The sequence below is a fragment of the Flavimaricola marinus genome (genome assembly GCF_900184895.1).
Taxonomy (GTDB): Bacteria; Pseudomonadota; Alphaproteobacteria; order Rhodobacterales; family Rhodobacteraceae; genus Flavimaricola; species Flavimaricola marinus.
Genome location: NZ_FXZK01000001.1, coordinates 547,382 through 560,600, shown reverse-complemented (window position 1 = coordinate 560,600; position 13,219 = coordinate 547,382). Strand labels below are relative to the sequence as shown.

Genomic DNA, 13,219 nt, shown 5'->3' with positions numbered 1-13,219 from the left:
GCCCCCTCTCACCCGATATTCGAGGTATCTAAATGAACCAGGAACTGACCAACAACCCGTTCAACCCGCTCACACCGGCCAAGACGTTCGACGAGATCAAGGTCTCTCTCGCGTCGCCGGAGCGGATCCTGTCGTGGTCCTTTGGCGAGATCAAAAAGCCTGAAACCATTAACTACCGCACGTTCAAGCCCGAGCGTGACGGCCTGTTCTGCGCCCGTATCTTTGGCCCGATCAAGGATTACGAATGCCTGTGCGGCAAATACAAGCGCATGAAGTATCGCGGCGTCGTCTGCGAGAAATGCGGTGTCGAAGTGACCCTGCAGAAGGTTCGCCGCGAGCGGATGGGCCACATCGAGCTGGCCTCGCCCGTCGCCCACATCTGGTTCCTCAAGTCTCTGCCGTCCCGCATCGGCCTGATGCTGGACATGACCCTGCGCGATCTGGAGCGGATTCTCTACTTTGAGAACTATGTCGTCATCGAGCCCGGTCTGACCGATCTCACCTACGGTCAGCTGATGACCGAGGAAGAGTATCTCGATGCGCAGGACGCCTATGGCGCCGACGCCTTCCAGGCCAACATCGGTGCAGAAGCCATCCGCGAGATGCTTGCCGCCATCGACCTCGAAGCCGAGGCCGATACGCTGCGCGCCGACCTCAAGGAAGCCACAGGCGAATTGAAGCCCAAGAAGATCATCAAGCGTCTGAAGATCGTCGAGAGCTTCATCGAGTCCGGCAACCGCCCGGAATGGATGATCCTGACCGTGATCCCGGTGATCCCGCCGGAACTGCGCCCGCTCGTCCCGCTTGACGGTGGCCGCTTTGCGACGTCGGATCTCAACGATCTGTATCGCCGGGTGATCAACCGCAACAACCGTCTGAAGCGTCTGATCGAGCTTCGCGCCCCTGACATCATCGTCCGCAACGAGAAGCGGATGTTGCAGGAATCCGTCGACGCCCTGTTCGACAACGGCCGTCGTGGTCGCGTCATCACCGGTGCCAACAAGCGCCCGCTGAAGTCGCTGTCCGACATGCTCAAGGGCAAGCAGGGTCGCTTCCGTCAGAACCTTTTGGGTAAGCGCGTCGACTTCTCCGGTCGTTCGGTCATCGTGACCGGCCCGGAGTTGAAGCTGCACCAGTGCGGTCTGCCCAAGAAGATGGCGTTGGAGCTATTCAAGCCGTTCATCTACTCGCGGCTTGAGGCGAAGGGTCTGTCTTCGACCGTCAAGCAGGCCAAGAAGCTGGTCGAGAAAGAGCGCCCCGAAGTTTGGGACATCCTCGACGAGGTGATCCGCGAACATCCTGTCATGCTGAACCGTGCGCCGACGCTGCACCGTTTGGGCATCCAGGCGTTCGAGCCGATCCTGATCGAAGGCAAGGCTATCCAGCTGCACCCGCTCGTCTGTTCGGCCTTCAACGCCGACTTCGATGGTGACCAGATGGCTGTCCACGTCCCGCTGAGCCTCGAGGCCCAGTTGGAAGCCCGCGTTCTGATGATGTCGACGAACAACGTTCTGTCCCCTGCAAACGGTGCTCCGATCATCGTGCCGTCGCAGGATATGATCCTTGGTCTCTACTACACGACCATCGAGCGTGAGGGCATGAAGGGTGAAGGCATGACCTTCGGCTCCATCGAGGAGATGGAGCATGCTCTGACCGCTGGCGAAGTGCATATGCACGCCAAGATCAACGCCCGCGTCAAGCAGATCGACGACGAGGGCAACGAAGTCTTCGTGCGCTTCGAGACGACCCCCGGCCGTCTGCGTCTGGGTGCGCTTTTGCCCCTTAACGCCAAAGCGCCGTTCAGCCTCGTCAACCGCCTCCTTCGCAAGAAAGAGGTGCAGCAAGTCATCGACACCGTCTACCGCTATTGCGGCCAGAAAGAGTCGGTTATCTTCTGTGACCAGATCATGACCGCAGGCTTCCGCGAAGCGTTCAAGGCAGGCATCTCGTTCGGCAAGGACGACATGGTTGTGCCCGACGCCAAGTGGGAGCTGGTCGACGAGACCCGCGAGCAGGTGAAGGACTTTGAACAGCAGTACATGGACGGCCTGATCACTCAGGGCGAAAAGTACAACAAGGTCGTCGATGCATGGTCGAAGTGTAACGACAAGGTCACCGCTGCCATGATGTCCACCATCTCGGCCAACAAGGTCATCGATGGCGCTGAGGCAGAGCCGAACTCGGTCTACATGATGGCCCACTCCGGTGCGCGTGGCTCGGTCACTCAGATGAAGCAGTTGGGCGGTATGCGCGGCCTGATGGCCAAGCCGTCCGGCGAGATCATCGAAACGCCGATCATCTCGAACTTTAAGGAAGGCCTGACCGTGTTGGAGTACTTCAACTCCACCCACGGTGCCCGTAAGGGTCTGTCCGATACCGCGCTCAAGACCGCGAACTCGGGTTACCTGACCCGGCGTCTTGTCGATGTGTCGCAGGACTGCATCGTGCGTCAGCACGATTGCGGAACCGATGCGGCGATCACCGCGGAGGCAGCCGTCAATGACGGTGAAGTCGTCTCCAGCCTTGCCGAGCGCGTTCTGGGCCGTGTGTCCGCCGACGACGTGCTCAAGCCCGGCACCGATGAGGTGTTGGTCAAGCAGGGTGAGCTGATCGACGAGCGAAAGGCCGACATGATCGAGCTGGCCGGCGTCAACAAGATGCGCATCCGCAGCCCTCTGACCTGTGAGGCCGAAGATGGCGTCTGTGCGGCCTGCTACGGCCGTGACCTAGCCCGTGGCACCATGGTCAACCAGGGCGAGGCCGTCGGTATCATCGCGGCCCAGTCCATCGGTGAGCCCGGCACACAGCTGACGATGCGGACGTTCCACATCGGCGGCGTGGCCCAGGGTGGCCAGCAGTCGTTCCTCGAAGCCTCGCAGTCCGGTAAGATCGAGTTCCGCAACGCGTCGTTGCTCGAGAATACCGCCGGTGAGAACATCGCAATGGGCCGGAACATGGTTCTCGCGATCATCGACGAGAACGGTGAAGAGCGTGCCCAGCACAAGATCGGCTACGGCACCAAGCTGTTCGTCAAGGAAGGCCAGATGGTCGAGCGCGGCGACAAGTTGATCGAATGGGATCCCTACACCCTGCCGATCATCGCCGACAAGGCCGGTAAGGTTCGCTATGTCGATCTGGTCAACGGGATCGCGGTCCGTGAGGACACCGACGAAGCCACCGGCATGACACAGCGTATCGTGTCCGACTGGCGGTCGGTGCCCAAGGGCAACGAGCTCAAGCCCGAGATCATCATCGTCGGCGCCGATGGCGAGCCGGTCCGCAACGACGCGGGCAACCCGGTGACCTATCCGATGTCGGTGGACGCCATCCTCTCCGTCGAGGACGGCGACGATATCTCGGCCGGTGACGTGGTCGCCCGTATCCCGCGCGAGGGTGCCAAGACCAAGGACATCACCGGTGGTCTGCCCCGTGTGGCAGAACTCTTTGAGGCACGTCGCCCCAAGGATCACGCCATCATCGCGGAAATCGACGGCTACGTTCGCTTTGGCAAGGACTACAAGAACAAGCGTCGCATCGCGATCGAATCCGCGGAGGATCCGGATCACCGCGTCGAGTATATGGTGCCCAAGGGCAAGCATATCCCGGTGCAGGAAGGTGATTTCGTCACCAAGGGCGATTACATCATGGACGGCAACCCAGCCCCCCATGACATTCTCGCCATCATGGGTGTCGAGGCGCTGGCCGATTACATGATCGCCGAGGTTCAGGACGTCTACCGACTGCAAGGTGTGAAGATCAACGACAAGCACATCGAGGTGATCGTTCGCCAGATGCTGCAGAAGATCGAGATCAGCGACAGCGGCGAGACGACCCTGCTCAAGGGCGAGCATGTCGACAAGGCCGAGTTCGACGAGGCGAATGCCAAGGCGATCTCCAAGGGCGGTCGCCCGGCTCAGGGCGGTCCGATCCTTCTCGGGATCACCAAGGCCTCCTTGCAGACCCGGTCGTTCATCTCGGCGGCGTCGTTCCAGGAGACCACTCGCGTGCTCACCGAAGCCTCTGTTCAGGGCAAGCGTGACAAGCTCGTCGGTCTCAAGGAGAACGTCATCGTGGGTCGTCTGATCCCGGCCGGCACCGGTGGTGCCACCAGCCGCGTTCGTCGCATTGCCGCAGAGCGCGACAATGTGGTGATCGATGCCAAGCGTGACGAGGCCGAGGCCGCAGCCGCTTTGGCTGCACCCGAGCCCGCAGACGTGGTTGGCGGCGACGAGTTCGACACGCTCGTGATCGACACGCCCGATAGCCGCGACGAATAAGAAAGAGCCTTATGGTTCTGAAAGGCCCCCGCCAGTCGGGGGCCTTTTGCGTTGGGCCGACCAGAATGACGCGCCGTTGGCGCGACGCCATGTCTTCGCAGCCCAAAGGCTGCTCAGGTGCCGCCCGACCTCGCCGTTGTCTTGGACCTTTACCCGTCCTTGCGGATTTGAAACAAAGCGCCAAAGCCACCAGACAGATCGGATCCGCCATGACCCAAGCCGCCATTGACCCAGCCAAGCTCGACCAGATGGCCGAAGTGATCGTCCGCGTCGGTCTCAACCTCCAGTCCGGTCAGGATTTGATCATCACCGCATCGACCGATGCCTTGCCGTTGCTTCGCCCCGTCGTTGCTGCCGCCTATCGCGCCGGGGCCGGTGTGGTGACCCCGATCCTCTCGGATGACGCTGTGACACTGGCCCTGTACGAGCACGGCCATGACGCCAGTTTCGACAAGGCTCCGAACTGGTTGTACGAGGCGATGGGCAAGGCCTTTGGCGAGAATGTCGCCCGCCTCGCCATCAAGGGTGACAACCCGATGCTGCTGGCCTCGCAGGATCCCGCGAAAGTTGCCCGTCAGGGCAAGGCCAATTCGATTGCGTCGAAGCCCGCAAGCGCCCGCATCACGAATTTCGACATCAACTGGAACGTCACGGCCTATCCGAGCCCGGCTTGGGCGGCACAGGTGTTTCCCGATCTGCCGGTCGACGAGGCGCAGTTGCGCTTGGCCGAGGCCGTGTTCGCCGCCTCTCGTCTGAATTTCCCCGATCCGGTGGCCGAGTGGGCACGCCACAATGCCGAGTTGCGTGCCCGCACCGAGTGGCTGAACGCGCGGTCGTTCCATGCCTTGCGCTATCGCGGCCCGGGCACCGATCTGACGCTTGGTCTGGCCGATGGGCATGCGTGGAAAGGCGGCTCGTCCAAGGCCCGCAACGGCGTGACCTGCAATCCCAACGTCCCGACCGAGGAGGTCTTTACCACGCCCCATGCCCACCGCGTGGACGGCACGGTCCGCGCGACCAAGCCGCTGGCCTATCAGGGCAGCCTGATCGAGGGCATCGAGGTGCGCTTTGAGGCGGGCCGGATCGTCGAGGCCAAGGCCAGCGCCGGCGAAGCGGTGTTTCGCGAGTTGATTGCCACTGATGAGGGCGCCGCCCGTTTGGGCGAGGTGGCCCTTGTCCCGCACAGCTCGCCCATCTCGCAAACCGGCTTGTTGTTCTACAACACCTTGTTCGACGAAAACGCCGCCAGCCATATCGCCTTGGGCCAGTGCTATTCCGATTGCTTCGACGACAGCAACCTGAGCGCCGATGAGCTAGCCCGTCGCGGAGGCAATTCGAGCCTGATCCACGTGGACTGGATGATCGGATCCGCCGAGATCGACATTGACGGGCTGAGTTCTGACGGCACCGCGACCCCGGTCATGCGTGGCGGCGAATGGGCCTAGCCTAGTCTGCCGCCTCGGTGGCGAGTTTTGCGTATTCCTGCCAGCGGGGGTCGTCCTTTGGGTCGACCCCTTGATTTTCGCAGAGCCGCTCGACGTAGTCGATGCAACACAGGTAGTGCAGCAATCTGACGCCGGGCAGGGCCATGACCTCGGCGTGGATTTCGTTGAACCGGTCCTGATAGGCGAGGGCGGACAGGTCCTTGAACCCGTTCTTGTTGCGCGCCCGGTAGAACTGTTCGGTGTACCGGTTCTTGTTGGCGCTGGCGCTCGGCTTGCCCCGCTTGAGATCGAAGCTCTCGTCCGACCGGATCACGTAGTGGTTCATCTGCGCGGTGGCGTGGGTGATCTGCTCGGGCGTCGAGAACCGCACGGGGTGCGGGTCGGTCAGGAACCGCTCGATCACCCGGCCCTGGCAATCGACGATCCGGTTTTCCGGCGCGTGCCAGTCGCCGTCGAACTGGAACGGGCTGTGGTCGGAATAGCGCTTGAACCGCAGCGGATGCTTGAACAGCATCTTGAACATGGCGTTCACCTTGTTGCTGCCCGCTCCACAGCGCCGGAATTGCTGGTGCACGAGCCCGTCGTGATACCGTTTCCAGCCGCCGTTTCCGAAGCATTTCCAGTGAAAGGCCATTCCCATGAAATCGCGCCCGACGTCATCGAGATAGCTGCCGATGGTGCCGTCGCCCCGGTGCAGCACCAGAAACTCGTCGACATCGCAGATCAGCAGCCAGTCGGTATCGGCCACCTGCGGTTGCCGCCGCATCGCGGCGTGCGCGCTGGCCTTGGGCGGCTGTCCTTCCTTGGGTGTGTGCTCGAAGACGCTGAGCAGCCCTTCCTCCTGCAATCGCCGCAGCAGGGCAGGGGAGTGATCGGTGCAATCGTTGATTCCGACCAGCACTTCGAAGCCCAGCATCCGATACCAGCAAAGCCATTCGATCAGGAACGCGCCTTCGTTGCGCATGCCGGCGAAGACGAGGAAGCTTTCATCTCGGTCACTCATGCTCTCTAAGAACCACCGAAACCATCTGGCGTAAAGACTGCGAGGCTGTTACGGGCGCGTATGGCACAGTTGAGCGACAATATGCGCGGGGCGCTCCTGATGACGGGAGCCATGGCCGCCTTTACCTTTAACGACGCCTGCATGAAGGCGCTGGGGGTGCACATCCCTTTGTTTCAGGCCCTTGTCCTGCGCGGGTTGGGCACGACGATTCTGTTGCTGATCCTTGCACGCCGCATGGGCCAGTTGCGTTTTGATCTGTCGCGCGAGGATTGGACCCTGATCGCCATTCGCACCGCCGCCGAAGCCGGCGCTGCGTGGCTGTTTCTGACCGCGCTCAACAACATGTCAATCGCCAGTGTTTCCGCGATTCTGCAATCGCTGCCCCTGACGGTGACCCTCGCCAGCGCGATGTTTCTGGGCGAAGTCGTCGGTTGGCGCAGGCTGTTGGCCATCATGATCGGATTCGGCGGGGTCTTGTTGATCGTGAAGCCCGGCACCGACGCATTCACGATCCATTCGCTCTATGCGCTCGGCTCGGTGATCTGCGTGACCATCCGCGACGTTGTGGTGCGCAAGATTTCGAAATCGGTGCCGTCCTTGGTGGTCTCGCTTGCGGCCGCGATCGGTGTGACCCTGTTTTCCGCAGCAGGGGCAGCCTTTGTGCAGTGGCAACCGATGGGCCTGTTGCCCAGTCTGCAACTGATCGGTGCGACGCTCTTCGTGGTCGCGGGCTATATCCTGTCGGTCAGTTCCATGCGTGTGGGCGAGATCGGGTTCGTGGCACCGTTCCGCTATACCAGCCTCCTGGTGGCGCTGATTCTCGGCGTCGTGGTGTTTGGCAGCTTTCCTGATCTGCTGACGTTGATCGGTGCTGCAATCGTCGTGGCGACCGGTGTCTTCACCTTGCTGCGCGAATGGCAGTTGCGCCAGGCGGGGCGACGCTCGGCGCCGCCCCCGAGGCCGGTTGCCCGGCTCTGATCGTTATTGCTCGGCGACGCCGTAGAAGGTGCCGAAGCCGTCCAGCACCACAGTGAATTGCCCGTTGCCGCCACCGGTGACGCTGCCCGAGACGACATCGCCGTCGGTGAGCCCTGTCTGGACGGTTCCCAGCAGTTCAAGCTCGATCGAGGCGAACTCGGACTTGTTGGCCACGACTCGCCAAAGATCGCCGGAGGCGTCGGCGACGATGACGCCGTTGACCGCGGCGCCGTCAATCTGCAGATCGCCGGACATCTGCTGCTGCGGCACGCCGCCCTGGATCAGGTTTACGTTGTTGATCACGCCGTCCACATCCTGATCGTTGAAGCGCACGTTCATCCTCATGTCGCCGATCATCGAATAGTTGTCGACACCTTCGACCGAGGCGTCCGAACCGAATTGTCCAAAGTAGCTCACCGTCCCGGCGGGCAGGTCGCCGATGGCGGTGGTCGGCAATGTGCTTGCCGCTTTGGATGCCTCGTTGAAGTCGGCGATATCGTCCGTGGTGATGGTCGGCGGGGTTGCCTCGCAGGCGGCGAGGGCAAGAGCGGCGAGGGGAACAAGGAAGGCTGTGCGCATTGGGCTCTCCGGAAATGAATTATGCGGGCTTGCATCGGCCCGGCGGGGGTGTATCTGCCGCCACATGCACACGAACGCCCGCGCTATCAAATATCATTCGCTTGTTAGCGGATAGTTTCGGCCAGAATTCGCTGTCTTGCGGGGCGCGCCCGGTTCGGGGCGGCCGAGTGTTGACACCTCTCCCGACTCCCCCTATACGCCGCTCATCCAGTGCCGGGGGCAGTCTGTCTTCTGTACTGACATCAAAGTCGAAGTGGTCATGATCCGGGCCGGCAACGCCCCGATCCTCTGCAAGCTCACCGCATCGTTCCGCAGGTAGCGGGAACGCTGCGGACTTTTTGTTTTGCGCCCATGGCCCTGGCCAAAAGCGCGTCTTTCAATGCCCACGCGGACGCGCGACCGGGCGGAACGTAATCGGCGGATCGCTTTTGGTCCGCAACACATGTGTAGGAACGGGGAACAAAGCCCAATGCCAACGATCCAGCAGCTGATCCGGAAACCGCGTCAGCCAAAAGTTACTCGCTCGAAGTCCATGCACCTCGAGAGCTGCCCGCAGAAGCGCGGTGTTTGTACCCGTGTCTATACGACGACACCGAAGAAGCCGAACTCGGCTATGCGGAAGGTCGCCAAGGTGCGTCTGACCAATGGTTTCGAAGTGATCAGCTATATCCCGGGCGAAAGCCACAACCTGCAAGAGCACTCGGTTGTTCTTATCCGCGGCGGCCGGGTCAAAGACCTTCCCGGTGTGCGTTACCACATCCTGCGCGGTGTGCTTGATACCCAAGGTGTCAAGGATCGTAAGCAGCGCCGGTCCAAATACGGCGCCAAGCGTCCGAAGTAATCCTGGCTGGTGGGCTTTGGCTCACCCGTCGCACCGCCCCTGTAAGGTGGGTCTGATCCCACCCCCGCCCACAACCGACCAAGGAACACCCTAATGTCCCGTCGCCACGCCGCAGAAAAACGCGAGATCCTGCCTGACGCCAAGTTTGGCGACCGGGTTCTCACCAAGTTCATGAACAACCTCATGGTTGACGGCAAGAAAGCCGTCGCCGAGCGCATCGTCTACAACGCATTCGAGCGCGTTGAAGCCAAGCTCAAGAAGGCCCCGTTGGAAGTGTTCCACGAGTCCCTCGAGAACATCAAGCCGAACCTCGAAGTCCGGTCGCGCCGCGTCGGTGGTGCCACCTATCAGGTGCCCGTCGAAGTTCGCCCCGAGCGCCGCGAAGCGCTCGCGATCCGCTGGCTGATCGAAGCGTCCAAGAAGCGCAACGAGAACACCATGGAAGAGCGTCTGGCTGGCGAGCTTGTCGATGCCGTCAATGGCCGTGGCACTGCCGTGAAGAAGCGTGAAGACACACACAAGATGGCCGACGCCAACAAAGCGTTCAGCCACTACCGCTGGTAAACAGGAGCCAATCTCATGGCACGCGAATATCCCCTTCAGCGCTACCGTAACTTCGGGATCATGGCGCATATCGATGCAGGCAAGACCACCTGTTCCGAGCGTATTCTGTATTACACCGGCAAGTCGCACAACATCGGCGAAGTGCACGATGGTGCAGCGACCATGGACTGGATGGAGCAGGAGCAGGAGCGTGGCATCACGATCACTTCCGCTGCGACCACCACGTTCTGGCAGCGTCAGGAAGACCCGACCAAGGATGGCACCTCCGACACCAAGTATCGGATGAACATCATCGACACCCCCGGCCACGTCGACTTCACCATCGAAGTCGAGCGTTCGCTGGCCGTGCTCGACGGCGCGATCTGCGTGCTCGACGCCAACGCCGGTGTCGAACCCCAGACCGAGACCGTTTGGCGTCAGGCCGACCGCTATCACGTGCCGCGCATCGTGTTCGTCAACAAGATGGATAAGATCGGCGCCGACTTCTACAAGTGCGTCGACATGATCGAAGACCGCACCGGCGCCAAGACCGCTCCGGTTCAGCTTCCCATCGGTGCCGAGAACGAGCTCGAGGGCATCATCGATCTCGTGACCATGGAAGAATGGGTCTACGAAGGCGAAGACCTTGGCGCATCCTGGGTTCGCAAGCCGATCCGCGACAGCTACAAGGCGAAGGCCGACGAGTATCATGCAAAGCTGGTCGAGCTTGCCGTTGAGCAGGACGACGACGCCATGATGGCCTATCTCGAAGGCGAAGAGCCCGACGTGGATACCCTGCGCAAGCTGATCCGCAAGGGCACCCTGGCGATGGATTTCGTTCCTGTTCTGGCTGGCTCCGCCTTCAAGAACAAGGGCGTGCAGCCTCTGCTCAACGCCGTGGTCGACTATCTGCCGAGCCCGCTCGACGTCGTGGACTACATGGGCTTCCGCCCCGGTGACGAGACCGAGACCCGTGACATCCCCCGCCGTGCGGACGATGACATGCCGTTCTCTGGCCTGGCATTCAAGATCATGAACGACCCCTTCGTCGGCTCCCTGACTTTTACCCGCATCTATTCGGGTAAGATGAAGAAGGGCGACACCATGCTCAACTCCACCAAGGGTCATAAAGAGCGTGTCGGTCGGATGATGATGATGCACTCGATCAACCGCGAAGAGATCGAGGAAGCCTTTGCGGGCGACATCATCGCGCTGGGTGGCCTCAAGAACACCACGACCGGTGACACCTTGTGCGACTCGAGCGATCCCGTCGTTCTGGAAACCATGACCTTCCCCGATCCGGTTATCGAGATTGCCGTCGAGCCCAAGACCAAGGCCGACCAGGAGAAGATGGGCATCGCCCTTGCTCGTCTGGCTGCTGAGGATCCGTCCTTCCGCGTGGAAACTGACTTCGAAAGTGGTCAGACCATCATGAAGGGCATGGGCGAATTGCACCTCGACATTCTGGTCGACCGGATGCGTCGTGAGTTCAAGGTCGAGGCCAACATCGGTGCGCCGCAGGTGGCATACCGTGAGACTATTGGTCACGAGCTTGAGCATACCTACACCCACAAGAAGCAGTCTGGTGGTTCGGGTCAGTTTGCAGAGGTCAAATTGATGATCATGCCGACGGAGCCTGGCGAAGGCTACTCGTTCGAGAGCAAGATCGTTGGTGGTGCGGTGCCCAAGGAATACATCCCGGGCGTCGAAAAAGGGATCAAGTCGGTCATGGACTCCGGTCCGCTGGCAGGCTTCCCCGTCATCGACTTCAAGGTCGCGCTGCTGGACGGTAAGTTCCACGACGTCGACTCCAGCGTTCTGGCGTTCGAGATCGCTGCACGTATGTGCATGAGAGAAGGTCTGCGCCGCGCCGGTGCCAAGCTGCTCGAGCCGATCATGAAGGTCGAGGTCGTGACTCCTGAAGAATACACCGGTGGCATCATCGGTGACCTGACATCGCGTCGGGGCATGGTTCAGGGTCAGGACACGCGCGGCAACGCCATCGCGATCGACTGTTTCGTGCCTCTGGCCAACATGTTCGGCTACATCAACACGTTGCGCTCCATGTCTTCGGGCCGCGCAAACTTCACGATGCAGTTCGATCACTACGAGCCCGTGCCGCAGAACATCTCGGACGAGATCCAGAAGAAATTCGCATAACGGCGGTGCGTGCGACAGCACGCACCCTACCAACCCTGTAGGATGCGCAAGGTCGCGCACCGTCACATCAAAGAAGGAGCCACTCCATGGCGAAGGCAAAGTTTGAACGCAACAAGCCGCACGTAAACATTGGCACGATCGGCCACGTCGACCACGGCAAGACGACGCTGACCGCGGCGATCACGAAGTATTTCGGTGACTTCCAGGCATACGACCAGATCGACGGCGCGCCGGAAGAGAAGGCCCGTGGGATCACGATCTCGACCGCTCACGTCGAGTACGAGACCGAGAGCCGTCACTACGCTCACGTCGACTGCCCCGGCCACGCCGACTACGTCAAGAACATGATCACCGGTGCCGCCCAGATGGACGGCGCGATCCTGGTCGTGAACGCCGCCGACGGCCCGATGCCCCAGACCCGCGAGCACATCCTGCTCGGCCGTCAGGTGGGCATCCCCTACATGGTCGTCTACATGAACAAGGTCGATCAGGTCGACGACGCCGAGCTTCTCGAGCTGGTCGAGATGGAAATCCGCGAGCTGCTGTCCTCCTACGAGTACCCCGGCGACGATATTCCGATCATTCCGGGTTCGGCTCTGGCCGCCATGGAAGGCCGCGATCCCGAGATCGGCGAAGAGTCGATCAAGAAGCTGATGGCCGCCGTCGACGAGTACATCCCGACCCCGGCCCGCGCCGTGGACCAGCCGTTCCTGATGCCGATCGAGGACGTGTTCTCGATCTCCGGCCGTGGTACCGTCGTGACCGGCCGCGTCGAGCGTGGCGTGATCAACGTCGGCGACAGCATCGAGATCGTGGGTATCCGCGACACCAAGACCACCACATGTACCGGTGTCGAGATGTTCCGCAAGCTGCTCGACCGTGGTGAGGCCGGCGACAACATCGGCGCCCTGCTGCGCGGTATCGACCGTGAAGGCGTCGAGCGTGGCCAGGTTCTCTGCAAGCCCGGTTCGGTCAAGCCGCACACCAAGTTCGAGGCCGAGGCCTACATCCTGACCAAGGAAGAGGGTGGCCGTCACACGCCGTTCTTCGCCAACTACCGCCCGCAGTTCTACTTCCGCACGACGGACGTGACCGGCACGGTTGAGCTGCCCGCCGGCACCGAGATGGTGATGCCGGGCGACAACCTGAAGTTCACCGTCGAGCTGATCGCACCGATCGCGATGGAAGACGGCCTGCGCTTCGCCATCCGCGAAGGCGGCCGCACCGTCGGCGCAGGCGTCGTCTCGAAAATCATCGAGTAAATTGTTTGGTGCGTGCTTGCGCGCACCAGCCAATGAGATAAGAGAGCCGCAAGGTGGGCCACGGCCTGCCTTGCGCATCCCATTTCCCGGTTTCGACGTGGCTCGGCAATCCCGCCCGGTCCACCTCTCAA

At 61.5% G+C, this 13,219-nt stretch carries 9 protein-coding genes; 7 read left to right on the top strand and 2 right to left on the bottom strand.

What is annotated here, in order from left to right; translation table 11 throughout:
- Nucleotides 1-32: 32 nt before the first annotated feature.
- Nucleotides 33-4,277: a DNA-directed RNA polymerase subunit beta' gene (rpoC, locus tag LOM8899_RS02750; protein WP_093990614.1), complete on the top strand. Its 4,245-nt coding sequence runs from the start codon at nucleotides 33-35 to the stop codon at nucleotides 4,275-4,277.
- A 209-nt stretch (nucleotides 4,278-4,486) separates the two neighbouring features.
- Nucleotides 4,487-5,722: an aminopeptidase gene (locus LOM8899_RS02745; RefSeq protein WP_093991378.1), complete on the top strand. Its 1,236-nt coding sequence runs from the start codon at nucleotides 4,487-4,489 to the stop codon at nucleotides 5,720-5,722.
- Nucleotide 5,723: 1 nt separating this feature from the next.
- On the opposite strand, the gene LOM8899_RS02740 is transcribed toward LOM8899_RS02745, so the two are convergent.
- A complete protein-coding gene (locus LOM8899_RS02740) occupies nucleotides 5,724-6,725 on the bottom strand; it encodes a glycosyltransferase family 2 protein (RefSeq protein ID WP_093990613.1) in 1,002 nt (333 codons plus the stop codon).
- A gap of 60 nt (nucleotides 6,726-6,785) precedes the next feature.
- Between LOM8899_RS02740 and LOM8899_RS02735 the strand changes: the two genes are divergently transcribed.
- A complete protein-coding gene (locus tag LOM8899_RS02735) occupies nucleotides 6,786-7,703 on the top strand; it encodes a DMT family transporter (protein ID WP_093990612.1) in 918 nt (305 codons plus the stop codon).
- Nucleotides 7,704-7,706: 3 nt separating this feature from the next.
- Here the strand turns inward: LOM8899_RS02735 and LOM8899_RS02730 are convergent, their stop codons facing one another.
- Entirely contained in the window at nucleotides 7,707-8,282 is a 576-nt protein-coding gene (locus LOM8899_RS02730; protein ID WP_093990611.1) for a hypothetical protein, read from the bottom strand.
- Between the two features lie 469 nt (nucleotides 8,283-8,751).
- Between LOM8899_RS02730 and rpsL the strand changes: the two genes are divergently transcribed.
- The 4 genes from rpsL to tuf all read left to right on the top strand — a co-directional run bounded on the left by rpsL (nucleotide 8,752) and on the right by tuf (nucleotide 13,088).
- Nucleotides 8,752-9,123, top strand: a complete 372-nt coding sequence (gene rpsL, locus LOM8899_RS02725) for a 30S ribosomal protein S12 (RefSeq protein ID WP_093990610.1) — start codon at nucleotides 8,752-8,754, stop codon at nucleotides 9,121-9,123.
- A 93-nt stretch (nucleotides 9,124-9,216) separates the two neighbouring features.
- Nucleotides 9,217-9,687: a 30S ribosomal protein S7 gene (rpsG, locus tag LOM8899_RS02720; protein WP_093990609.1), complete on the top strand. Its 471-nt coding sequence runs from the start codon at nucleotides 9,217-9,219 to the stop codon at nucleotides 9,685-9,687.
- A 15-nt stretch (nucleotides 9,688-9,702) separates the two neighbouring features.
- On the top strand, nucleotides 9,703-11,826 hold the full coding sequence (fusA, locus tag LOM8899_RS02715; RefSeq protein ID WP_093990608.1) for an elongation factor G: 2,124 nt from the start codon (nucleotides 9,703-9,705) through the stop codon (nucleotides 11,824-11,826).
- Nucleotides 11,827-11,912: 86 nt separating this feature from the next.
- Nucleotides 11,913-13,088, top strand: a complete 1,176-nt coding sequence (tuf, locus tag LOM8899_RS02710; protein ID WP_093990607.1) for an elongation factor Tu — start codon at nucleotides 11,913-11,915, stop codon at nucleotides 13,086-13,088.
- The last annotated feature ends 131 nt before the right edge of the window (nucleotides 13,089-13,219 follow it).

Coding starts and splice junctions, on each gene's coding strand:
- LOM8899_RS02730 (WP_093990611.1), bottom strand. CDS start 8,282: ATGCGCACAGCCTTCCTTGTTCCCCTCGCCGCTCTTGCCCTCGCCGCC.
- LOM8899_RS02745 (WP_093991378.1), top strand. CDS start 4,487: ATGACCCAAGCCGCCATTGACCCAGCCAAGCTCGACCAGATGGCCGAA.
- rpsL (WP_093990610.1), top strand. CDS start 8,752: ATGCCAACGATCCAGCAGCTGATCCGGAAACCGCGTCAGCCAAAAGTT.
- rpoC (WP_093990614.1), top strand. CDS start 33: ATGAACCAGGAACTGACCAACAACCCGTTCAACCCGCTCACACCGGCC.
- LOM8899_RS02735 (WP_093990612.1), top strand. CDS start 6,786: ATGGCACAGTTGAGCGACAATATGCGCGGGGCGCTCCTGATGACGGGA.
- LOM8899_RS02740 (WP_093990613.1), bottom strand. CDS start 6,725: ATGAGTGACCGAGATGAAAGCTTCCTCGTCTTCGCCGGCATGCGCAAC.
- fusA (WP_093990608.1), top strand. CDS start 9,703: ATGGCACGCGAATATCCCCTTCAGCGCTACCGTAACTTCGGGATCATG.
- tuf (WP_093990607.1), top strand. CDS start 11,913: ATGGCGAAGGCAAAGTTTGAACGCAACAAGCCGCACGTAAACATTGGC.
- rpsG (WP_093990609.1), top strand. CDS start 9,217: ATGTCCCGTCGCCACGCCGCAGAAAAACGCGAGATCCTGCCTGACGCC.